Annotated in this window: 22 protein-coding genes and 2 tRNA genes; 18 read left to right on the forward strand and 6 right to left on the reverse strand. The window is 53.7% G+C overall.

Annotated elements, in window-relative coordinates; translation table 11 throughout:
• Positions 1–165 precede the first annotated feature (165 nt).
• Entirely contained in the window at positions 166–1,137 is a 972-nt protein-coding gene (ispB, locus tag IM299_RS05210; protein ID WP_028014558.1) for an octaprenyl diphosphate synthase, read from the reverse strand.
• A gap of 257 nt (positions 1,138–1,394) precedes the next feature.
• On the opposite strand from ispB, the gene rplU reads away from it, so the two are divergent.
• The 4 genes from rplU to cgtA all read left to right on the forward strand — a co-directional run bounded on the left by rplU (position 1,395) and on the right by cgtA (position 4,232).
• Positions 1,395–1,706, forward strand: a complete 312-nt coding sequence (gene rplU, locus IM299_RS05215) for a 50S ribosomal protein L21 (protein ID WP_003025032.1) — start codon at positions 1,395–1,397, stop codon at positions 1,704–1,706.
• Positions 1,707–1,725: 19 nt separating this feature from the next.
• Positions 1,726–1,983: a 50S ribosomal protein L27 gene (gene rpmA, locus IM299_RS05220; RefSeq protein ID WP_004385076.1), complete on the forward strand. Its 258-nt coding sequence runs from the start codon at positions 1,726–1,728 to the stop codon at positions 1,981–1,983.
• A gap of 95 nt (positions 1,984–2,078) precedes the next feature.
• On the forward strand, positions 2,079–3,044 hold the full coding sequence (locus IM299_RS05225; RefSeq protein WP_028014557.1) for a DMT family transporter: 966 nt from the start codon (positions 2,079–2,081) through the stop codon (positions 3,042–3,044).
• Positions 3,045–3,059: 15 nt separating this feature from the next.
• Entirely contained in the window at positions 3,060–4,232 is a 1,173-nt protein-coding gene (gene cgtA / locus IM299_RS05230; protein ID WP_014885381.1) for an Obg family GTPase CgtA, read from the forward strand.
• A 33-nt stretch (positions 4,233–4,265) separates the two neighbouring features.
• Here cgtA and pmrB read toward each other — a convergent pair whose 3' ends face one another.
• Genes pmrB through dacB form a run of 3 tightly spaced genes read right to left on the reverse strand, consistent with a single transcriptional unit; the run spans position 4,266 to position 7,404 of the window.
• Positions 4,266–5,309 (reverse strand): two-component system sensor histidine kinase PmrB, encoded by a 1,044-nt coding sequence (gene pmrB / locus IM299_RS05235; RefSeq protein WP_041907874.1) that lies wholly within the window; start codon positions 5,307–5,309, stop codon positions 4,266–4,268.
• Positions 5,306–5,968, reverse strand: a complete 663-nt coding sequence (gene pmrA, locus IM299_RS05240) for a two-component system response regulator PmrA (RefSeq protein WP_028014555.1) — start codon at positions 5,966–5,968, stop codon at positions 5,306–5,308. Before pmrA ends, pmrB begins: the two co-directional genes overlap by 4 nt.
• A gap of 2 nt (positions 5,969–5,970) precedes the next feature.
• On the reverse strand, positions 5,971–7,404 hold the full coding sequence (gene dacB / locus IM299_RS05245) for a serine-type D-Ala-D-Ala carboxypeptidase (protein WP_028014554.1): 1,434 nt from the start codon (positions 7,402–7,404) through the stop codon (positions 5,971–5,973).
• Between the two features lie 228 nt (positions 7,405–7,632).
• Here dacB and greA point away from each other — a divergent pair, with 228 nt between their 5' ends.
• Complete coding sequence (greA, locus tag IM299_RS05250; RefSeq protein WP_003861815.1) at positions 7,633–8,109, forward strand: transcription elongation factor GreA; 477 nt, start codon at positions 7,633–7,635, stop codon at positions 8,107–8,109.
• A gap of 152 nt (positions 8,110–8,261) precedes the next feature.
• Here greA and yhbY read toward each other — a convergent pair whose 3' ends face one another.
• On the reverse strand, positions 8,262–8,555 hold the full coding sequence (gene yhbY / locus IM299_RS05255) for a ribosome assembly RNA-binding protein YhbY (protein ID WP_193357122.1): 294 nt from the start codon (positions 8,553–8,555) through the stop codon (positions 8,262–8,264).
• A gap of 127 nt (positions 8,556–8,682) precedes the next feature.
• On the opposite strand from yhbY, the gene rlmE reads away from it, so the two are divergent.
• From rlmE to IM299_RS05285, 6 genes are all read left to right on the forward strand, one after another.
• Positions 8,683–9,309, forward strand: coding sequence for a 23S rRNA (uridine(2552)-2'-O)-methyltransferase RlmE (rlmE, locus tag IM299_RS05260; RefSeq protein ID WP_003861812.1), 627 nt, complete (start codon positions 8,683–8,685; stop codon positions 9,307–9,309).
• A 102-nt stretch (positions 9,310–9,411) separates the two neighbouring features.
• Positions 9,412–11,346, forward strand: a complete 1,935-nt coding sequence (gene ftsH / locus IM299_RS05265) for an ATP-dependent zinc metalloprotease FtsH (RefSeq protein WP_013098921.1) — start codon at positions 9,412–9,414, stop codon at positions 11,344–11,346.
• Between the two features lie 98 nt (positions 11,347–11,444).
• Complete coding sequence (gene folP / locus IM299_RS05270; RefSeq protein WP_045630725.1) at positions 11,445–12,293, forward strand: dihydropteroate synthase; 849 nt, start codon at positions 11,445–11,447, stop codon at positions 12,291–12,293.
• Complete coding sequence (gene glmM, locus IM299_RS05275) at positions 12,286–13,623, forward strand: phosphoglucosamine mutase (RefSeq protein ID WP_041907881.1); 1,338 nt, start codon at positions 12,286–12,288, stop codon at positions 13,621–13,623. Before folP ends, glmM begins: the two co-directional genes overlap by 8 nt.
• 223 nt (positions 13,624–13,846) lie before the next feature.
• A complete protein-coding gene (secG, locus tag IM299_RS05280; RefSeq protein ID WP_003861803.1) occupies positions 13,847–14,179 on the forward strand; it encodes a preprotein translocase subunit SecG in 333 nt (110 codons plus the stop codon).
• Positions 14,180–14,188: 9 nt separating this feature from the next.
• Positions 14,189–14,275 (forward strand) — tRNA-Leu (locus IM299_RS05285).
• A gap of 179 nt (positions 14,276–14,454) precedes the next feature.
• Here the strand turns inward: IM299_RS05285 and argG are convergent.
• Positions 14,455–15,801 carry an argininosuccinate synthase gene (argG, locus tag IM299_RS05290; protein WP_028014551.1) on the reverse strand — a complete coding sequence of 449 codons (1,347 nt, stop codon included), beginning with the start codon at positions 15,799–15,801 and terminating at the stop codon, positions 14,455–14,457.
• 287 nt (positions 15,802–16,088) lie between these two features.
• Here argG and IM299_RS05295 point away from each other — a divergent pair.
• The 7 genes from IM299_RS05295 to rpsO all read left to right on the forward strand — a co-directional run bounded on the left by IM299_RS05295 (position 16,089) and on the right by rpsO (position 22,948).
• A tRNA-Met gene (locus IM299_RS05295) sits at positions 16,089–16,165 on the forward strand.
• A 207-nt stretch (positions 16,166–16,372) separates the two neighbouring features.
• Positions 16,373–16,825 (forward strand): ribosome maturation factor RimP, encoded by a 453-nt coding sequence (gene rimP / locus IM299_RS05300; protein ID WP_014833432.1) that lies wholly within the window; start codon positions 16,373–16,375, stop codon positions 16,823–16,825.
• 28 nt (positions 16,826–16,853) lie between these two features.
• Positions 16,854–18,356: a transcription termination factor NusA gene (nusA, locus tag IM299_RS05305; protein WP_014885374.1), complete on the forward strand. Its 1,503-nt coding sequence runs from the start codon at positions 16,854–16,856 to the stop codon at positions 18,354–18,356.
• A gap of 24 nt (positions 18,357–18,380) precedes the next feature.
• Positions 18,381–21,068, forward strand: coding sequence for a translation initiation factor IF-2 (gene infB / locus IM299_RS05310; RefSeq protein ID WP_041907885.1), 2,688 nt, complete (start codon positions 18,381–18,383; stop codon positions 21,066–21,068).
• 101 nt (positions 21,069–21,169) lie between these two features.
• Positions 21,170–21,574 (forward strand): 30S ribosome-binding factor RbfA, encoded by a 405-nt coding sequence (gene rbfA, locus IM299_RS05315; protein ID WP_041907887.1) that lies wholly within the window; start codon positions 21,170–21,172, stop codon positions 21,572–21,574.
• A complete protein-coding gene (gene truB / locus IM299_RS05320; protein WP_028014548.1) occupies positions 21,574–22,524 on the forward strand; it encodes a tRNA pseudouridine(55) synthase TruB in 951 nt (316 codons plus the stop codon). Before rbfA ends, truB begins: the two co-directional genes overlap by 1 nt.
• A gap of 154 nt (positions 22,525–22,678) precedes the next feature.
• The gene (gene rpsO / locus IM299_RS05325) at positions 22,679–22,948 is read left to right on the forward strand and encodes a 30S ribosomal protein S15 (protein WP_003861789.1); all 270 of its coding nucleotides are present in this window, start codon (positions 22,679–22,681) and stop codon (positions 22,946–22,948) included.
• Positions 22,949–23,053 lie beyond the last annotated feature (105 nt).

Raw genomic sequence — 23,053 nt, forward strand, 5'->3', positions numbered from 1 at the left:
ATTTCGACTTCTTGTTCTAAAAAGTTCGCGTTACTTGAAGGGATATTCAGAATAAGACATGGCTTTATTCATGCGGGCTTTAACCCGATTCATTTACATGAATGCGGAATTTATTGGTGCGTTTTTGAACCTCCCCGCGATGGATACGGGGAGGTGGGTGCAAGATTAACGGTCGCGTTGAACAGCGATATGGGCAAGACCAATCAGAGCATCGCGCCATGGGCTGTCTGGAATAACCTGGAGAGCTTCGATGGCTTTGTCAGCCTCTTCTTCAGCACGCTGACGCGTCCATTCCAGCGAGCCGCAGATGGCCATCGTTTCCAGTACAGGTTCCAGAAGATGGCGGCCATTTCCCTGTTCGATCGCCTCACGGATCATTTTCGCCTGGTCGGCCGTTCCGTTACGCATCGCGTGAAGCAGTGGCAGGGTCGGTTTGCCTTCGTTCAGGTCATCGCCAACGTTTTTGCCAAGCGTTTCGCCGTCTGCGCTGTAGTCCAGCAAATCATCAATCAGCTGGAATGCCGTACCCAGATAGCGTCCATAATCCTGCAGTCCTTTCTCCTGCGCCTCGGAACAGCCAGCCAGGATGCCGGAACACTGGGCGGCCGCTTCAAACAGGCGCGCTGTTTTGCTGTAGATAACGCGCATGTAGTTTTCTTCAGTGATGTCCGGGTCGTTGACGTTCATCAGCTGTAGCACTTCGCCTTCAGCGATGACGTTAACGGCTTCGGACATCACCTCGAGCACTTTCAGAGAGCCCAGGCTGGTCATCATCTGGAAGGCGCGGGTATAGATAAAGTCCCCGACCAGAACGCTGGCGGCGTTCCCGAAGGCAGCGTTTGCCGTGGCTTTGCCACGACGCATATCGGATTCATCCACAACATCGTCATGCAGAAGCGTCGCGGTGTGAATAAATTCGATCAGCGCGGCGATCGTCACATGGGCATTTCCCTGATAGCCAACGGCTCTGGCAGCCAGAATGGCAATCATCGGGCGAATGCGTTTACCGCCGCCGCTGACAATGTAATAGCCCAGCTGATTGATCAGTTGAACGTCAGAGTTGAGTTGCTCCAGGATTGCTGCATTTACACCCGCCATATCTTGCGCGGTTAACTCGTTGATTTTTTCTAAATTCATCGCAAAAGCCGGGCTTTTTATCCTGTTGATCCCATCTTAAATGGGGTAACGAAGGGTTTCGGTTTATCAATAGTAGTGCTGATTGTACTGAAAAAACGGCTCAGATAAACGTTACCGTACGTGTTGTGTTTTTTTTCTTCATGTATTGACGGTAGCACTTGTCAAAGGCTCGCGTTTTGCGTAATATTCGCGCCCTATTGTGAATATTTATAGCGCACTCTGATTCATACGAGGACGTGCGCGGAAGCGGAGTTTATATGTACGCGGTTTTCCAAAGTGGTGGTAAACAACACCGAGTAAGCGAAGGTCAGACCGTTCGCCTGGAAAAGCTGGACATCGCAACTGGCGAATCTGTTGAGTTCGCAGAAGTTCTGATGATCGCAAACGGTGAAGAAGTCAAAATCGGCGTTCCTTTCGTTGATGGCGGCGTTATCAAAGCTGAAGTTGTTGCACACGGTCGTGGCGAGAAAGTTAAAATCGTTAAGTTTCGTCGTCGTAAACACTACCGTAAGCAGCAGGGCCACCGTCAGTGGTTCACTGATGTGAAAATTACTGGCATCAGCGCCTAAGACCTGAGGAGAGATTTAAATGGCACATAAAAAGGCTGGCGGCTCCACACGTAACGGTCGCGATTCAGAAGCTAAACGCCTGGGCGTTAAGCGTTTCGGTGGCGAATCCGTTCTGGCGGGTAGCATCATCGTTCGTCAACGTGGTACCAAATTCCACGCTGGCAACAACGTAGGTTGCGGTCGTGACCACACTCTGTTTGCTAAAGCAGACGGTAAAGTGAAATTTGAAGTTAAAGGCCCGAACAACCGTAAATACATCAGCATCGTTGCTGAGTAAGGTTTTCTCGGTCCGGTAACGGATTAAAGCCCCGCAACGTGTTGCGGGGCTTTTTACATTGGAAACCCGGAAAATTTTCTGTAGGGAAAACGGGCATGAAGCAGCAGGCCGGCATTGGTATTCTTTTGGCGCTCACGACCGCAATGTGCTGGGGTGCGCTGCCAATTGCAATGAAGCAGGTACTGGAAGTGATGGAGCCGCCTACGGTGGTCTTTTATCGCTTCCTGATGGCAAGCATTGGTCTCGGGACCATCCTTGCAGTTAAAGGCAAGCTTCCACCGCTACGGCTCTTCCGCAAACCTCGATGGCTGGTGTTACTGGCCATTGCGACGGGCGGTCTGTTCGGTAACTTTATCCTGTTCAGCTCTTCCCTGCAGTATTTGAGCCCTACGGCGTCTCAGGTGATTGGTCAGCTTTCGCCTGTGGGCATGATGGTCGCGAGCGTGTTCATCCTCAAAGAGAAGATGCGCGGGACGCAGATTATCGGGGCAAGCATGCTGCTATGCGGCCTGGTGATGTTCTTCAACACCAGCCTGATCGAGATTTTTACCCGGCTTACGGACTACACCTGGGGCGTGATCTTCGGCGTGGGTGCAGCAACGGTCTGGGTGAGCTATGGCGTCGCGCAAAAGGTGTTATTGCGTCGCCTGGCCTCACAGCAGATCCTTTTTTTGCTGTACACTTTGTGTACAGTGGCATTATTGCCGTTAGCGAAGCCGGGCGTCATTACCCAGCTGAGCGACTGGCAACTGGCGTGCCTCATTTTTTGTGGGCTTAACACGCTGGTCGGTTATGGCGCGCTGGCGGAAGCGATGGCGCGCTGGCAGGCAGCACAGGTGAGCGCATTGATCACGCTTACCCCGCTGTTTACGCTGTTATTTTCAGATTTGTTATCAATGGCCTGGCCCGATGTCTTCGTCAGACCGATGCTCAACCTGTTGGGCTATCTCGGTGCGTTTGTCGTGGTTGCGGGCGCGATGTATTCCGCCATTGGTCATCGTCTTTGGGGACGTTGGCGCAAAAATGAAGCGGTCGTAGTAGTCCCCCGCTCAGGCGAATGAGTTACGGAGAGTAAAATGAAGTTTGTTGATGAAGCGACGATTCTGGTCGTGGCAGGTGATGGCGGTAACGGTTGTGTAAGCTTCCGCCGTGAAAAATATATTCCTCGTGGCGGCCCTGACGGCGGTGACGGTGGCGATGGTGGTGACGTGTGGCTGGAAGCGGATGAAAACCTCAACACGCTGATCGACTACCGCTTTGAAAAATCCTTCCGCGCAGAACGCGGACAGAACGGCCAGAGCCGTGACTGTACCGGTAAACGCGGTAAAGACGTGACCATTAAGGTTCCGGTCGGTACGCGCGTTATCGATCAGGGCACCGGTGAAACCATGGGCGATATGACCAAACACGGTCAGCGCCTGATGGTGGCGAAAGGCGGCTGGCACGGTCTGGGTAACAGCCGTTTCAAATCTTCCGTTAACCGTACCCCGCGTCAGAAAACGATGGGTACCCCGGGTGATAAGCGCGACCTGCAACTTGAACTGATGCTGCTGGCTGACGTGGGCATGCTGGGTATGCCAAACGCAGGTAAATCGACCTTTATTCGCGCCGTCTCTGCGGCCAAGCCAAAAGTAGCGGACTATCCGTTTACCACGCTGGTACCAAGCCTCGGCGTTGTCCGTATGGATAACGAGAAGAGCTTTGTGGTCGCCGATATTCCGGGCCTGATTGAAGGCGCTGCGGAAGGGGCTGGCCTGGGTATTCGCTTCCTGAAGCACCTTGAGCGTTGCCGCGTACTGTTGCACCTCATCGACATCGATCCGATCGACGGTTCCGATCCGGTTGAAAACGCCCGTATTATTATCGGTGAGCTGGAAAAATACAGCGAAAAACTGGCGAGTAAGCCACGCTGGCTGGTCTTCAACAAGATCGACCTGATGGATAAAGCGGAAGCCGAAGCGAAAGCCAAAGCGATTGCCGAAGCGATGGGCTGGGAAGATAAATACTACCTTATCTCCGCGGCAAGCCAGGTTGGCGTGAAAGATCTCTGCTGGGATGTGATGACCTTCATCATCGAGAACCCTGTCGTTCAGGCTGAAGAAGCGAAACAGCCAGAAAAAGTCGAATTCATGTGGGATGACTACCACCGCCAGCAGCTCGAAGAGCTGGAAGCGGAAGAGGAAGACGACTGGGACGATGACTGGGATGAAGACGACGAAGAAGGTGTCGAGTTCATCTACAAGCACTAATATCTGTCCAAAGCCCCCATCAGGGGGCTTTTTTCATTCCAGCGTTGAGGGCAGCCAGCAGCTTGCTATCAGGCCGCCTTCAGCACCATTCTCCAGCATCAGCTTACCGTGATGAAGCTGCAAGATGCGCTGTACGATACTCAGGCCCAGGCCGCTGCCGCCGTAACGCTGATCGAGGCGACGGAACGGCTCCGTGATCGACTGTCGATGCGCTTCGTCAATACCAGGCCCCTGATCGATAACACTGAGCTGCGTACCGCCTTCGACCTCGGTAAGCGTCACGGTAATCGTGGTGCCTGTCGGGCTGTAGCGCCCGGCATTCTCCAGCAGGTTGCGCAGCATCAGCCGCAGCAGTACCGCGTCTCCCTGAACCGTGAGCGCGCTTTTAGCAGGCCAAATCACCGTATGCTCTTTGGCTTCATGCTCAAGACCAAGAGGCGTGATAATGGTGTCCGTCCAGTTGATGGTTTCATAGTGGCCGCTCGCCATCGCCTGTCCTGCACGGGCCAGCATCAGCAGTTGCTCAACGGTGTGCATTAGCTGGTCAATACGGCTGATGAGCGTCGTGGCCTGCGTAGAGCCTGACTGGGCCATGAGCTCCAGATGGAGCCTGATTCCGGCAAGAGGCGTTCGCAGTTCATGGGCGGCGTCAGCCGTGAAGAGACGCTCCTGCTGAATGGTACTGTCCAGCCTGGCGAGTAGCTGATTGAGCGAGGTGGTAACGGCGCCGATTTCTTCCATGTCGGAATACATAGGAAGTGGGGTTAGGTTATCCGCCGAACGGTTAGCCAGGCTCACGCGCAGTTTGTTCAGCGGTCGGGTTATCCAGGTGACCGCCCAGAACGAGAAAAATAACGTAAACCCAACCATCACCAGAGAAGGAACCAGCAGCGAGGCAATCGCTTCGCGGATCTCTTTCTCGACGTGGTTGTTACGCGATTTTGCCGACAGCGTTTCGTTTACCAGAAAGCCAATCTGCTCGCGGCTTTCGTGCCACAACCAAATGACGCTTATCAGCTGGAAAAATAACAAAATGACCGCCAGCAACACCATTAATCGCCGACGCATGCTGTTCATTTCTGGCTCTCCAGGCGGTAGCCAACGCCGCGGACGGTTTTAATCCGGTCTTTGCCGAGCTTACGACGCAGGTTGTGGATGTGGACTTCCAGGGTATTTGACCCCGGATCGTCCTGCCAGGAATAGATATCCTGCTGAAGGGTTTCTCTGTGTACCGTTTGTCCGCTTCGCATGATCAGACGCGTCAGCAAGGCGAACTCTTTTGGTGTAACTTCAACGGGCTGGGACTGGCGCAATACCTGCTGGGTTTGCAGATTCAGGGTAATGTCCCCGTCGGTTAGTAAGTTATCACTATGGCCCTGATAACGGCGTATTAACGCTCGCACCCGAGCCTGAAGTTCTGCAAGCGCAAAGGGCTTCACCAGGTAATCATCGGCGCCAGCATCAAGGCCGGTAATACGATCTTCAATGGCGTCGCGTGCCGTCAGGATTAACACCGGATTGGCGATGCCCCGGCGACGCCACTGGGTAAGCAGCGTCGCGCCGTCTTTGTCCGGCAAGCCCAGGTCAAGGATCACCAGGCTGTATTCGCCGCTCTGGATCAGGGCATCTGCTTCTGCCGCGGTGCCGGCACAGTCCAGGGCATAGCCTTCATTGGCGAGTCCCAGAGCCAGTCCTTCCTGTAATAACAGATCGTCTTCAACTATAAGTAGTTTCATCGCTAGTTATTCTGGTAGATGTCTTTATAAAGCCTGCTTTCGAAGCGAACCAGTGGAATACGGCGGTTGCGCTGGTCGGTCGGTTCGACGGCATAGCCGGAAAGATACTGCACGAATGCCATGCGCTGTCCGCTGGCGGTCGTGATGAACCCTGCCAGGTTATACACCCCCTGCAGTGAACCTGTTTTCGCGGAGACTTTGCCATCCACACCCGCCGCGTGAAGCCCGGCGCGGTACTGCAGCGAACCGTCGTGTCCGGCAAGCGGCAGCATTGAGATAAAGTTTAGCTCAGTGTCATGTTGTGCAATGTACTGAAGCACCTGCATCATGGTGGCCGGGGCAATCAGGTTATGACGCGATAATCCTGAACCATCAACGGCGATAGTGTTACCCAGATCGATTCCCGCCTGCTGGCGCAGGATCTGACGAACAGCGTCTGAGCCCGCGCGCCAGGTTCCCGGCACGCCGAAACGTGCGTGGCCAATCATGCGGAACACGGTGTCGGCAATCATGTTGTCAGACTTTTTCAGCATAATTCGCAGCAAATCGTGCAGCGGTGGCGACTGTTTGCTGGCAATGACCGTTCCGGGCTGGTTGACCTGCGTCTGGCGTAGCAGCGTGCCGGAGTAGGTTATTCCCGCCTGCTTCAGCTCATCCTTGAGAATCGCACCCGCATAGCTTGCGCCATCCTGAATCGCGAAGGCCAGCGGCAGGGGATCGGCGCGCTGCGTCAGGCAGCCGGTGAGGGTGTAGCGGTTAAGATCGCCAGGCACCACGTCCAGTTCGCAGTACTGGGCATCAGGGGAGCCTTTAGCCAGCGTTCGCACCTGGCTAAACATGGTCACCGGATAGTAAGATGCCACGCGAATGAACGCTAAATCATCTGGCTTGGGCGCGCTGTAAAGGGAAATCGAAAAGCAGTTGCGGTCAACAATCGCGGCGGCTGGCGGGGCGCTAAAGCACTGCGTCATGTCGTTCCACGGCCAGCCTGGTGCTTTATCGTGGCTGGCAAAAATGGAGGTATCGATCAGCACGTTGCCATCGATTTTTGTCACGCCGGATTTTTTCAACACCGCTACCATGTTGCGGATATCCTGGCGCTTAAAGGTGGGATCGCCACCGAAACGGGCGATAAGATCGCCTTTCAGTTCGCCACCGTCGACGTTACCTTTGGTTTCAAGCGTGGTGGTAAAACGGAAGTCAGGCCCGAGTTGGAGCAGGGCGGCGAGGGCAGTGATCACCTTCTGGGTACTGGCAGGCAGCGCCATCTGTTGACTGTGATAGTCAATCTCGGGAGCCTGTGCGCCAACCTTCTGCACCATCAGGGCGAGGTTCGCGCCTGCGGGGAGCTGATTAATGTACTCATCAACATTCGCGGCCTGGGCGGTGAACGTTATACTGGTAGTCAATCCGATGATAAAACTGGAAAATCGCATAATCTCGCGCTAACAACCCGAAAACAAACCGTCATACTACGGTGCATGGCACTGCAAAGTAAACGATGACCCATAGTGAACTTCGCGGTAAAATGCGTATCAAATTGAAAAATTGCTGCTGACCTGGGGCGTCGCTCCCGGGTCGGTTTTCTTTTTGCTTCTTGCCCGCTTCGGGGGGCAGGAGCAGGGAACACTGCTCCCAACAGGAATGTTTAAGAGGTATAACAAATGCAAGCTATTCCGATGACCTTACGTGGTGCCGAAAAACTGCGCGAAGAGCTGGATTTCCTGAAATCCGTGCGTCGCCCTGAAATCATCGCCGCTATCGCGGAAGCCCGTGAGCATGGCGACCTGAAAGAGAATGCTGAATACCATGCGGCGCGCGAGCAGCAGGGTTTCTGTGAAGGGCGCATTAAAGATATCGAAGCGAAACTGTCTAATGCGCAGGTTATCGATATCACCAAAATGCCTAACAACGGTCGCGTGATCTTTGGTTCTACCGTGACCGTGCTGAACCTCGACAACGATGAAGAGCAAACCTATCGCATCGTGGGCGATGATGAAGCAGACTTCAAACAGAACCTGATTTCGGTGAACTCACCCATTGCTCGCGGCCTGATTGGCAAAGAGCAGGACGATGTTGTCACCATCCGCACCCCTGGCGGTGAAGTGGAATACGAAATTATCAAGGTTGAATACCTGTAATTCGCTTCTCTACTAAGATGTTGATACATTGTAAAGAAAAGAAAAAGGCCGCATAGCGGCCTTTTATCAACTCAAGGAGCATGGCATTTTGCTGAGCCTGCTGAAAGAAATCCCTCGTTTCACACAGAAAATGTGATTGATTCAGGATATCCTTAGCGTGGCAGCGAGATTTTACGCTCTTTAGATGGGCGATAGAGCACCAGCGTTTTACCGATGACCTGTACTTTACAGGCGCCGGTTTCGCGCACGATGGCTTCCACGATCAGGTTTTTAGTGTCTCTGTCTTCAGAGGCGATTTTCACCTTGATCAGCTCGTGGTGTTCCAGCGCTTGTTCAATCTCGGCAAGCACCCCTTCGGTCAAACCATTGTTGCCAAGCATGACTACAGGCTTGAGCGGATGTGCCAGACCTTTAAGGTGCTGTTTTTGTTTAGTACTCAGATTCATCGTATATTTTTGCTTACGTTGGGATTGAAAACGGTTCATTCTACCGCCATCTCCCTTATATCGCCAAATAGCTGCGTAGAAATTTACGTCACAGGCAAGCAACGATGAACCAGGACGGAAATGTTAAATGACAGGTAAAAAGCGTTCTGCCAGTTCCAGCCGCTGGCTTCAGGAACACTTTAGCGATAAATATGTTCAACAGGCACAGAAAAAGGGGTTACGTTCCCGTGCCTGGTTTAAACTTGATGAAATACAGCAAAGTGACAAACTTTTTAAGCCGGGGATGACGGTTGTCGACCTCGGTGCGGCACCTGGCGGATGGTCCCAGTATGCGGTAACGCAGATCGGCGGAACGGGCCGAATCATCGCGTGCGATCTTTTACCAATGGATCCCATCGTTGGTGTCGACTTCCTTCAGGGCGACTTTCGTGATGAATTAGTGCTGAAAGCGTTACTTGATCGTGTTGGTGACAGTAAGGTCCAGGTTGTCATGTCGGATATGGCACCAAATATGTGCGGAACACCGGCGGTGGATATCCCCCGCGCCATGTATCTGGTGGAGCTAGCGTTAGAAATGTGTCGTGATGTACTAGCGCCTGGTGGTAGTTTTGTTGTGAAGGTGTTTCAGGGCGAAGGTTTCGAGGAGTATCTTAAGGAAATTCGCTCCCTGTTTGCGAAGGTCAAAGTTCGTAAGCCGGACTCTTCCCGGGCCCGTTCCCGTGAAGTGTATATTGTAGCGACCGGGCGAAAATGATAACCGGGAGATTTCAGACGAAAGTTTGAATGAAACTGGATATAGAGTATCCTGACGCTGTTTTTAACACAGTTGTAATATGAGGTTAATCCCTTGAGTGACATGGCGAAAAACCTAATACTCTGGCTGGTCATTGCCGTTGTGCTGATGTCAGTATTCCAGAGCTTTGGGCCCAGCGAGTCGAATGGCCGCAAGGTGGATTATTCTACCTTCCTGCAAGAGGTCAATCAGGACCAGGTTCGCGAAGCGCGTATCAACGGACGTGAGATCAACGTTACCAAGAAAGATAGTAACCGTTACACGACTTACATCCCGGTGAACGATCCTAAGCTGCTTGATAACCTTCTGACCAAAAACGTCAAAGTGGTAGGCGAGCCGCCAGAAGAACCAAGCCTGCTGGCTTCTATCTTCATTTCCTGGTTCCCGATGCTACTTCTTATCGGCGTCTGGATCTTCTTTATGCGCCAGATGCAGGGCGGCGGTGGCAAAGGTGCCATGTCGTTCGGTAAGAGCAAGGCGCGTATGCTGACGGAAGACCAGATCAAGACTACGTTTGCTGACGTCGCCGGTTGTGACGAAGCAAAAGAAGAAGTGGGTGAACTGGTTGAATACCTGCGCGAGCCGAGCCGTTTCCAGAAACTGGGCGGTAAGATCCCGAAAGGCGTCTTGATGGTAGGCCCTCCGGGTACCGGTAAAACCCTGCTGGCGAAAGCCATCGCGGGTGAAGCGAAGGTGCCGTTCTTTACTATTTCAGGTTCTGACTTCGTTGAAATGTTCGTGGGTGTCGGTGCATCTCGTGTGCGTGACATGTTCGAGCAGGCCAAGAAGGCAGCACCGTGCATCATCTTTATCGATGAAATCGACGCCGTAGGCCGCCAGCGTGGCGCGGGCCTGGGCGGTGGTCACGATGAGCGTGAGCAGACCCTGAACCAGATGCTGGTTGAGATGGACGGCTTCGAAGGTAACGAAGGTATTATCGTTATCGCGGCGACTAACCGTCCGGACGTACTTGACCCTGCGCTGCTGCGTCCAGGCCGTTTCGACCGTCAGGTTGTTGTCGGTCTGCCGGATGTTCGTGGTCGTGAACAGATTCTGAAAGTGCACATGCGTCGCGTACCGCTGGCGCCAGATATCGACGCAGCAATCATTGCGCGCGGTACCCCGGGCTTCTCCGGTGCGGACCTGGCTAACCTGGTCAACGAAGCTGCACTGTTTGCCGCTCGCGGTAACAAGCGCGTGGTCTCCATGGTGGAGTTCGAGAAAGCGAAAGACAAAATCATGATGGGTGCGGAACGTCGCTCCATGGTGATGACGGAAGCGCAGAAAGAGTCCACGGCTTATCACGAAGCGGGTCACGCGATTATCGGTCGCCTGGTGCCGGAACACGATCCGGTACACAAGGTAACGATTATTCCGCGTGGCCGTGCGCTGGGTGTGACCTTCTTCCTGCCTGAGGGCGACGCGATCAGCGCCAGCCGTCAGAAGCTGGAAAGCCAGATTTCGACCCTGTACGGCGGTCGTCTGGCAGAAGAGATCATCTACGGTCCGGAACATGTTTCTACCGGTGCGTCGAACGACATTAAAGTGGCGACAAACCTGGCGCGTAACATGGTGACTCAATGGGGCTTCTCCGACAAACTCGGTCCGCTGCTGTATGCAGAGGAAGAGGGTGAAGTATTCCTGGGCCGCTCCGTGGCGAAAGCAAAACATATGTCCGATGAGACGGCACGTATCATCGACCAGGAAGTGAAAGCGCTGATTGAACGTAACTACGGTCGCGCGCGTCAGATCCTGAACGACAATATGGACATTCTGCATTCGATGAAAGATGCGCTCATGAAATATGAGACCATCGATGCACCGCAGATTGACGACCTGATGGCTCGCCGCGAAGTGCGTCCGCCAGCAGGCTGGGAAGACCCAGGCGCTTCCAACAATTCTGACAACAATGGTACCCCGCGCGCGCCGCGTCCGGTCGATGAACCGCGTACGCCAAACCCGGGCAACACCATGTCAGAGCAGTTAGGCGACAAGTAAGTCACTGCTGTTGAAGCGTTTGTCTGTACCCCAAACCCTGGAGCTTGCTCCGGGGTTTTTCTTTTCCGTTAAACCATACTAAAACCAGGGATTTAACCATGAAACTCTTCGCCCAGGACACGCATCTCGATCTTTCACATCCGCACGTGATGGGGATCCTGAATGTTACCCCTGACTCCTTCTCTGACGGCGGCACGCATAACACGCTTATCGACGCGGTTAAGCACGCAAATCTAATGATCAACGCGGGTGCCACCATCATTGATGTGGGCGGTGAATCGACGCGTCCCGGCGCGGCAGATGTTTCGGTGGAAGAAGAGCTGGCGCGCGTGGTGCCGGTGGTTGAGGCAATCGCGCAACGTTTCGAGGTGTGGATCTCCGTCGACACGTCCAAACCAGAAGTGATCCGTGAAGTGGCGAGAGTGGGCGCTCACATTATCAATGATATCCGCTCGCTGACCGAACCGGGTGCGATCGAGGCCGCTGCAGAAACCGGCCTGCCGGTATGCCTGATGCACATGCAGGGGCAACCGAAAACCATGCAGGAAGCGCCGAAGTATGATGATGTCTTTGCCGACGTGAATCGCTTCTTTATTGAGCATATTGAACGCTGTGAGCGTGCAGGTATCGCAAAAGAGAAATTGCTGCTCGACCCGGGGTTCGGTTTCGGTAAAAATCTCTCACACAATTATGCGTTGCTTGCGCGCTTATCGGAATTTCATCACTTTGGTCTGCCGCTGCTGGTGGGTATGTCGAGAAAGTCGATGATTGGTCAATTGCTGAATGTAGGACCGAGCGAGCGCCTGAGTGGCAGCCTGGCCTGCGCGGTAATTGCGGCGATGCAAGGCGCGCACATTATCCGTGTCCATGACGTCAAAGAAACAGTAGAAGCCATGCGTGTGGTGGAAGCCACACTGGCAGCGAAGGAAAACAAACGCTATGAGTAATCGTAAGTATTTTGGTACCGATGGTATCCGTGGGCGCGTAGGCGATGCTCCAATTACCCCTGATTTTGTTCTGAAGCTCGGCTGGGCTGCCGGCAAGGTGCTGGCGCGTCATGGCTCACGTAAGATCATTATTGGTAAAGATACCCGTATTTCGGGCTATATGCTGGAATCTGCGTTGGAAGCGGGTCTGGCGGCTGCAGGGCTTTCAGCCTCTTTTACTGGCCCAATGCCAACGCCTGCTGTTGCCTACCTTACGCGCACCTTCCGCGCGGAAGCGGGAATTGTGATCTCGGCGTCTCATAACCCGTTCTACGACAACGGCATCAAGTTCTTCTCCATTGACGGCACTAAGCTGCCGGACGAAGTGGAAGAGGCCATTGAAGCCGAAATGGAAAAAGAGATCACCTGTGTTGATTCCGCCGAGCTGGGTAAAGCGAACCGTATCGTCGATGCGGCGGGTCGTTATATCGAATTCTGCAAAGGCACCTTCCCGAACGAGCTGAGCCTGGCGCATCTTAAAATTGTGGTGGACTGTGCGAACGGTGCGACCTATCACATCGCGCCGAATGTCTTCCGCGAGCTGGGTGCGAAAGTGATCGCCATCGGCTGCGAGCCGGATGGTCTGAATATTAACGAAGAAGTCGGGGCGACGGACGTGCGCGCCCTGCAGGCGCGCGTGCTGGCGGAAAAAGCCGATCTGGGTATTGCCCTGGACGGCGACGGTGACCGCGTGATCATGGTTGACCACGAAGGTAATAAAGTCGACGGCGATCAGATCCTCTACATCATTGCCCGTGAAGGCCTGCGCCAGGGGCAGCTGCGCGGCGGCGCGGTTGGGACGTTGATGAGCAACATGGGTCTGGAGCTGGCGCTGAAACAGCTCGGTATTCCGTTTGTTCGCGCGAAAGTGGGCGACCGCTACGTGCTGGAAAAGCTGCAGGAGAAGGGCTGGCGCATTGGTGCTGAGAACTCCGGCCACGTGATCCTGCTCGACAAAACCACTACCGGTGACGGCATTGTTGCCGCGCTTCAGGTGGTTGCCGCGATGGCGCGCAACCATATGAGCCTGCACGATCTGTGCAGCGGGATGAAAATGTTCCCGCAGATCCTGGTGAACGTGCGTTTCACTGCGGGTAAAGGCGATCCGCTGGAAAATGACAACGTGAAAGCGGTGATGGCTGAGGTTGAAGCGGCCCTGGGCAGCCGTGGACGCGTGCTGCTGCGTAAGTCCGGTACCGAACCACTGATCCGCGTGATGGTGGAAGGCGAAGACGAAGCGCAGGTCACCGAATTTGCGCACCGTATTGCGGATGCCGTAAAAGCTGCATAATCTTGCATGCTAAATGTTTAAAAAGGCGGCGTTTGCCGCCTTTGTTTTAAGCAATTAATGGCTTTTTGCTGTTTTTTTCCGCAGTTGATACAATGCGTCGAAAATGCCCTTGCGAAGGTGATTCGCTTTGGTTAGTATTCACACCCGCTTCAGTGGGAAACAGAAATCCTGCTAATTGGTCGAAGCATTGGTATGCGGCAAATCCGCAAGGAACAGGTTGATTATGTACGAAGCTCTTTTAGTTATTTTCCTTATTGTAGCCATCGCTCTCGTAGCGCTGATTATGCTGCAGCAAGGTAAAGGCGCTGATATGGGAGCCTCCTTCGGAGCAGGCGCTTCCGGTACGCTGTTCGGTTCAAGTGGTTCTGCGAACTTCATGACCCGCACGACGGCGATTCTGGCTACGCTGTTCTTCATCATCAGTCTGGTGCTGGGCAATATCAACAGCAACAAGACCAGCAAAGGAAGCGAGTGGGAAAACCTGAGCGCGCCAGCAAAAACTGAGCAGACTCAGCCAGCTGCACCGGCTAAGCCAACCAGCGATATCCCGCAGTAAGTATTCCGTACCGAGGTGGTGGAATTGGTAGACACGCTACCTTGAGGTGGTAGTGCCCTAACGGGCTTGTGGGTTCGAGTCCCATCCTCGGTACCAATATTCCAGAAGAAAGACGTCGAAAGGCGTCTTTTTTTTCGTCTTTAGTTTTTGCCGTTCGTAGGCCCGGTAAGCGCAGCGCCACCGGGCAAAATGGCGGGTGGCGCTGCGCTTACCCGCCCTACAAAAGCCAAACAAAAAGGCGCCCATTGGGCGCCTTTTGCATGTTACATCAGCGATTACTTCTTATCGCTATTCTCCAGGTTTTCAACCTGCGGCAGGCCGTTACCGGAATTCGCGGAGAGCAGACCATTCTCAACGTAGTTGAACAGCTTCTCACGGGTATCGGTGATGTCCAGGTTACGCATGGTCAACTGACCAATACGGTCGTCCGGAGAAAACACAGACTCACCTTTTTCCATGGTCAGACGCTCGGCTTTATAGGTCAGGTTGTCCGACACGGTGTTAAGAATGGAGTAGTCGTTACCACGACGCAGTTCCAGCGTCACTTCACCGGTGATCGCGCTCGCTACCCAACGCTGCAGCGCGTCACGCAGCATCAGCGCCTGCGGATCGAACCAGCGACCCTGATACAGCAGTTTGCCCAGTTGACGACCATGAGAGTGATACTGCTCGATGGTGTCTTCGTTGTGAATACCGGTCAGCAGACGCTCGTAAGCGATGTGCAGCAGCGCCATCCCCGGAGCTTCATAGATGCCGCGGCTTTTCGCTTCGATGATACGGTTTTCAATCTGATCGCTCATGCCCAGACCGTGACGGCCGCCGATGCGGTTTGCTTCCAGCATCAGTTCAACGTCGTCAGAGAAGGTCTTACCGTTCAGGGCAACCGGATGACCACGTTCGAAACGAACGGTCACTTCTTCTGCCGGGATCTTCACGCTCTCGTCCCAGAACTTCACGCCCATGATCGGGTTAACGATCTTCACGCTGGAGTTCAGGAACTCCAGGTCCTTCGCTTCGTGCGTCGCGCCCAGCATGTTGGAGTCGGTAGAGTAGGCTTTCTCAACGGACATTTTGTAGTCAAAGCCGCAGGCAATCATAAACTCAGACATCTCATGACGACCACCCAGCTCGTCGATGAAGTCGGTGTCCAGCCACGGCTTGTAGATCTGCAGTTCCGCGTTGGTCAGCAGGCCATAACGATAGAAACGTTCGATATCGTTACCTTTATAGGTGCTGCCGTCACCCCAGATGTTCACGCCATCTTCTTTCATGGCGGCAACCAGCATGGTGCCGGTGACGGCACGACCCAGCGGGGTGGTGTTGAAATAGGTCAGGCCGCCCGTGGTGTTATGGAACGCACCGCACTGAATAGCGGCGATACCTTCAGCAACCAGTTGCTTACGGCAGTCAATCAGTCGCGCGTTTTCTGCGCCATACTCTTTAGCGCGACGAGGAATAGCATCGTAATCGTCCTCATCCGGCTGACCCAGGTTCGCAGTATATGCATACGGAACCGCTCCCTTCTGGCGCATCCACAGCAGTGCAGCGCTGGTATCCAGGCCGCCTGAGAAAGCGATGCCAATACGTTGTCCTACCGGAAGATGCTTGAGAATCGTCGTCATAGAATAAAACCCTGCTTGATTGACTGATTAGAGACCGCTTTCGTTCTCTTGTGCATTTTTATGCAAAATAAGTGAGTATTCATTTAATCATCTTTTATCGAATACCGGAAGAGACTCATGCGTTTTTTGTAAAAAATTTGGTCTGTTCTCTCTGGCGGAAGCTGGGTTGACAGGTGGGGTCAACTATCAATATACTAAACGCCGATTTTACGTCCCGTCTTCGGTACCAAATCCCAGCATTATTTGCAAATTCTGTCCAAAACGCGTAGAATTTGCCACGTTTCAGGCGCGGGGTGGAGCAGCCTGGTAGCTCGTCGGGCTCATAACCCGAAGGTCGTCGGTTCAAATCCGGCCCCCGCAACCACTTTCCCATAAAGTTCTTTTTCAAATATACTGTGAAGACTTAGAGCCTTCGTAGCTGGATTTGAAAAAATTCTTTCGGAGAGTGTTCCAGGCCACAGTTGTGGCTATAGGGTTCAGTTATCTAAAGCCCCGATTTATCGGGGTTTTTTGTTATCTGACTACAGAATAACTGGGCTTTACGCCCTTTTTTTATGTCTTGGGGGTGGGCTTGTCCACATTAGAGCAAAAATTAACAGAGATGATTACTGCACCGGTCGAAGCACTGGGCTACGAACTGGTCGGCATCGAATTCGTTCGCGGCCGTACATCGACGCTGCGCATCTATATTGATAGTGAAGATGGCATCAATGTTGATGATTGTGCTGATGTCAGCCACCAGGTGAGTGCGGTTCTTGATGTTGAAGACCCGATTACCGTTGCGTACAACCTGGAAGTTTCCTCACCTGGCCTGGATCGCCCGATGTTCACGGCCGAGCACTATGTGCGCTTTACCGGTGAAGAAGTGGCTCTCGTTCTGCGTATGGCCGTACAGAACCGCCGTAAATGGCAGGGAATTATCAAAGCCGTTGATGGTGAAATGATCACGGTAACAGTCGAAGGCAAAGATGAAGTGTTCGCGCTGAGTAATATCCAGAAGGCGAACCTGGTTCCCCACTTTTAACAGTCTGGATTGAGGTGAAAAGCCCGCGATGAACAAAGAAATTTTGGCTGTTGTTGAAGCCGTCTCCAATGAGAAATCACTGCCGCGTGAGAAAATTTTCGAAGCGCTGGAAAGTGCACTGGCTACAGCAACCAAGAAAAAATACGAACAAGAGATCGATGTTCGCGTAGAAATCGATCGTAAAAGCGGTGACTTCGATACATTCCGTCGTTGGGTAATCGTTGAAGAAGTGACCCAGCCGACCAAAGAGATCACCCTGGAAGCGGCACGTTTTGAAGACGAAAGTCTGAACGTGGGTGACTACGTTGAAGATCAGATTGAATCTGTTACCTTCGACCGTATCACCACCCAGACCGCTAAGCAGGTTATCGTGCAGAAGGTGCGCGAAGCCGAGCGCGCGCTGGTTGTCGATCAGTTCCGCGATCAGGAAGGCGAAATCATCACTGGCGTGGTGAAGAAAGTGAACCGTGACAACATCTCTCTGGAAATTAAATCCGAAGGGATGCCGGGCAACGCTGAAGCCGTGATCCTGCGTGAAGACATGCTGCCGCGTGAAAACTTCCGCCCGGGCGACCGTATTCGTGGTGTTCTGTACGCCGTGCGCCCTGAAGCGCGTGGTGCACAGCTGTTCGTGACCCGTTCTAAACCAGAAATGCTGGTTGAACTGTTCCGTATCGAAGTGCCGGAAATCGGCGAAGAAGTTATCGAGATCAAAGCGGCGGCTCGCGATCCGGGTTCCCGTGCGAAAATCGCGGTGAAAACCAACGACAAGCGTATCGACCCGGTCGGTGCTTGCGTCGGTATGCGCGGCGCGCGTGTTCAGGCGGTTTCTACCGAACTGGGCGGCGAGCGTATTGATATCGTTCTGTGGGACGACAACCCGGCGCAGTTCGTGATCAACGCAATGGCTCCGGCTGATGTCGCGTCTATCGTTGTTGACGAAGACAAACACACCATGGATATCGCTGTTGAAGCGGGCAACCTGGCGCAGGCGATTGGCCGTAACGGTCAGAACGTACGCCTGGCGTCACAGCTGAGCGGCTGGGAACTCAACGTCATGACCGTTGATGACCTGCAGGCTAAGCATCAGGCTGAAGCCCATGCGGCGATCGATACCTTCACCAAATACCTCGACATTGACGAAGACTTCGCCACTGTTCTGGTAGAAGAAGGTTTCTCTACGCTGGAAGAACTGGCCTATGTGCCAATGAAAGAGCTGCTGGAAATTGACGGTCTGGATGAGCCAACCGTTGAAGCCCTGCGTGAACGCGCTAAAAACGCACTGACCACCCTGGCACTGGCTCAGGAAGAAAGCCTTGGCGATAAGAAGCCGGCTGATGACCTGCTGAATCTGGAAGGTCTTGATCGTGCGATTGCGTTCAAGCTGGCTGCCCGTGGTGTTTGTACGCTGGAAGATCTCGCTGAGCAAGGCGTTGATGACCTGGCCGATATCGAAGGTTTAACCGACGAGAAAGCCGGCGAACTCATCATGGCCGCACGTAATATTTGCTGGTTCGGCGACGAAGCGTAATAAACTGTAGCAGGAAGGAACAGCATGACTGATGTAACTGTAAAATCGCTGGCTGCTGAGATTCAGACCTCCGTGGACCGCCTGGTACAGCAATTTGCTGATGCAGGGATCCCGAAGTCCGCTGATGACTCGGTGACCGCGCAAGAAAAACAAACCTTGTTAACGCACCTGAACCGCGAACACGGTTCTACGCCTGACAAGTTAACGCTGCAGCGCAAAACGCGCAGCACGTTAAACATTCCTGGTACCGGTGGCAAAAGCAAATCGGTACAAATTGAAGTCCGCAAGACGCGCACCTTTGTAAAACGTGATCCGCAAGAGGCAGAACGCCTTGCCGCGGAAGAGCAGGCACAGCGTGAAGCGGAAGAACAAGCTCAGCGTGAGGCGGAAGCAGCCGCCAAACGTGAAGCAGAATTAAAAGCTGAACGTGAGGCCGCAGAAAAAGCGAAACGCGACGCCAGTGATAAAGTGAAGCGTGACGCTGCGGAAAAAGACAAAGTGAGCAATCAACAGACAGACGAAATGACCAAAACCGCCCAGGCTGAAAAAGCCCGCCGTGAAAATGAAGCTGCCGAGCTGAAGCGTAAAGCGGAAGAAGAAGCCCGCCGTAAGCTGGAAGAAGAAGCTCGCCGCGTCGCTGAAGAAGCGCGCCGTATGGCAGAAGAAAACGAGAAGAATGGCGTGAATACCGCTGAACCGACTGAAGACACCAGCGACTATCACGTGACCACTTCTCAGCATGCGCGTCAGGCTGAAGATGATAACGACCGTGAAGTAGAAGGCGGCCGTGGCCGTGGTCGTAATGCAAAAGCCGCGCGTCCGGCTAAGAAAGGTAACAAACACGCTGAATCTAAAGCTGACCGCGAAGAAGCTCGTGCAGCGGTTCGCGGTGGTAAAGGCGGCAAGCGTAAAGGTTCTTCTCTGCAGCAGGGCTTCCAGAAGCCAGCTCAGGCGGTTAACCGTGACGTCGTGATTGGCGAAACCATCACCGTTGGCGATCTGGCGAACAAGATGGCGGTTAAAGGCTCTCAGGTCATCAAAGCGATGATGAAGCTGGGCGCAATGGCGACCATCAACCAGGTTATCGACCAGGAAACCGCACAGCTGGTTGCCGAAGAGATGGGCCACAAAGTTATCCTGCGTCGTGAAAACGAGCTGGAAGAAGCAGTAATGAGCGACCGTGACACTGGCGCTGCGGCTGAACCGCGTGCACCGGTTGTGACCATCATGGGTCACGTTGACCACGGTAAAACCTCTCTGCTCGACTACATTCGTTCTACGAAAGTTGCCTCCGGCGAAGCGGGTGGTATTACCCAGCACATCGGTGCTTACCACGTAGAAACCGAAAACGGCATGATCACCTTCCTGGATACCCCAGGCCACGCAGCGTTCACCTCAATGCGTGCTCGTGGTGCTCAGGCTACGGATATCGTTGTACTGGTTGTTGCAGCAGACGATGGCGTTATGCCACAGACCATTGAAGCTATCCAGCACGCGAAAGCGGCGCAGGTGCCTCTGGTTGTTGCGGTCAACAAAATCGATAAGCCAGAAGCCGATCTGGACCGCGTGAAGAACGAACTGTCTCAGTACGGCGTTATGCCGGAAGAGTGGGGCGGCGAAGCGCAGTTCATCCCTGTATCTGCAAAAGCGGGTACTGGTATCGACGACCTGCTGAACGCTATCCTGCTTCAGGCCGAAGTTCTGGAGCTGAAAGCCGTTCGTAAAGGTATGGCGAGCGGTGCGGTAATCGAATCCTTCCTGGATAAAGGTCGTGGTCCGGTTGCAACGGTTCTGGTTCGCGAAGGTACGCTGAACAAGGGCGACATCGTTCTGTGTGGCTTCGAATACGGTCGCGTTCGTGCGATGCGTAACGAACTGGGCCAGGAAGTGCTGGAAGCAGGTCCGTCCATTCCAGTGGAAATCCTGGGTCTGTCCGGTGTTCCGGCTGCCGGTGATGAAGTGACCGTTGTGCGTGACGAGAAGAAAGCGCGTGAAGTGGCACTGTATCGTCAGGGCAAATTCCGTGAAGTTAAGCTGGCGCGTCAGCAGAAATCTAAACTTGAGAACATGTTTGCGAACATGGCTGAAGGCGAAGTTCACGAAGTGAACGTCGTTCTGAAAGCAGACGTTCAGGGTTCTGTGGAAGCGATCTCCGACTCCTTGCTGAAACTGTCTACCGACGAAGTGAAAGTGAAGATCATCGGTTCTGGCGTAGGTGGTATCACCGAAACCGACGCAACCCTGGCTGCGGCATCCAACGCTATCCTGGTTGGCTTCAACGTGCGTGCTGATGCATCTGCTCGCCGCGTGATCGAAGCGGAAAGCCTGGATCTGCGCTACTACTCCGTCATCTATAACCTGATCGACGAAGTGAAAGCCGCGATGAGCGGTATGCTGTCTCCTGAGCTGAAACAGCAGATCATCGGTCTGGCTGAAGTGCGTGACGTGTTCAAATCACCGAAATTCGGTGCGATCGCGGGCTGTATGGTTACCGAAGGTACCATCAAGCGTCACAACCCAATCCGCGTACTGCGTGACAACGTGGTTATCTACGAAGGCGAGCTGGAATCCCTGCGCCGCTTCAAAGATGACGTTAACGAAGTCCGTAACGGCATGGAATGTGGTATCGGCGTTAAGAACTACAACGACGTTCGCGTTGGCGATATGATCGAAGTGTTCGAAATCATCGAGATCCAACGCAGCATCGACTAATCCTTAGGGATAAGTCCATATGTAGGCCGGGATCGCCTCGTGCCACCCGGCAATAATTTTAAAAGGGGCTTTTAGCCCCTTTTTTGTCTGGAGAATTTATTATGGCGAAAGAATTTGGTCGCCCACAGCGCGTGGCGCAGGAGATGCAGAAAGAGATCGCTCTCATCCTGCAACGCGAAATCAAAGACCCGCGTATCGGTATGATGACCACCGTCTCTGGCGTGGAAATGTCTCGTGACCTGGCCTATGCCAAAGTGTTCGTGACCTTCCTGAACGATCAGGACGAAGCGGCGGTGAAGAACGGCATTAAAGCACTGCAGGAAGCCTCTGGTTTCATCCGCTCTCTGCTCGGCAAAGCGATGCGCCTGCGTATTGTTCCCGAGCTGACCTTCTTCTACGACAACTCGCTGGTCGAAGGTATGCGCATGTCCAACCTGGTGACCAGCGTGGTGAAACATGACGACGAACGTCGTGTTAACCCGACGGACGACAGCAAGGAGGACTGATGAGTCGTCCTCGTCGTCGCGGTCGCGACGTGCATGGCGTGCTGCTGCTGGATAAACCACAGGGTGCATCCAGCAACGACGTGCTGCAAAAAGTGAAGCGTATTTATAACGCTAACCGTGCGGGCCACACCGGCGCACTGGATCCGCTGGCGACCGGCATGCTGCCGATTTGCCTGGGTGAAGCGACAAAGTTTTCCCAGTACCTGCTCGATTCCGATAAACGCTACCGCGTTATCGCTAAGCTGGGCCAGCGTACGGATACCTCCGACGCGGATGGTCAGGTGGTGGAAGAGCGCCCGGTGACCTTCAGCGCCGAACAGCTTGATGCGGCCCTGGAGAGCTTCCGCGGAGACACGATGCAGGTGCCGTCGATGTATTCGGCGCTGAAATATCAGGGCAAGAAGCTCTACGAATATGCGCGCCAGGGAATTGACGTCCCGCGCGAAGCGCGTCCGATAACCGTGTATGAGCTGCTGTTCATTCGCCACGAAGGTGACGAACTGGAGCTGGAAGTCCACTGTTCGAAAGGGACCTATATTCGCACCATCATCGACGACCTGGGTGAAAAGCTGGGCTGCGGCGCGCATGTGATCTACCTGCGTCGTCTGGCGGTCAGTAAATATCCGGTGGAACGCATGGTGACGCTTGAGCAGCTGCGCGCGCTGGCTGAGCAGGCACAAGCGCAGGGAGTGGAACCAGCAGATTTGCTGGATCCACTGCTGATGCCAATGGACAGTCCGGCAGCGGACTTCCCGATCGTTAATCTTCCTTTAACATCGTCCGTTTACTTTAAGAACGGAAACCCGGTTCGTACGACGGATGCGCCGCTGGATGGACTGGTACGCGTGACGGAAGGTGACGAAGGGAAATTCATCGGTATGGGCGAAATGGACGGTGAAGGGCGCGTTGCGCCGCGTCGTCTGGTCGTCGAATATCCGGTCGACGCGTGACGGTGATTACGCCTCACCTTGCGATAAGCAGGGGAGACGAGTAGAATATCGCCGCTTAACGCCCGGTAAATTGTTTAACAATCTGCGGGGCGTACATGGGGTCGCTGAATTAGAGATCGGCACCCTTACATTTTTTATACTTTGGAGTTTGAAAATGTCTCTAAGCGTTGAAGCTAAAGCTAAAATCGTTTCTGAGTTTGGTCGTGGTACTAACGACAGCGGTTCTACCGAAGTTCAGGTTGCACTGCTGACTGCACAGATTAACCACCTGCAGGGTCACTTTGCAGAGCACAAAAAAGATCACCACAGCCGTCGTGGTCTGCTGCGCATGGTTTCTCAGCGTCGTAAACTGCTCGACTACCTGAAGCGTAAAGATGTTGCACGCTACACCGCGCTGATCGAGCGTCTGGGTCTGCGTCGCTAAGTCTTGCGAGTTTCAGAAAAGGGGGCCTGATGGCCCCTTTTTTCAACCAGACGGCAGCAATTCAATGGAAACTATTGTATTGTTGCTATAAATGATCTTCATTGC

Source organism: Enterobacter cloacae complex sp. P47BA (assembly GCF_014930485.1).
GTDB lineage: Bacteria > Pseudomonadota > Gammaproteobacteria > Enterobacterales > Enterobacteriaceae > Enterobacter > Enterobacter bugandensis.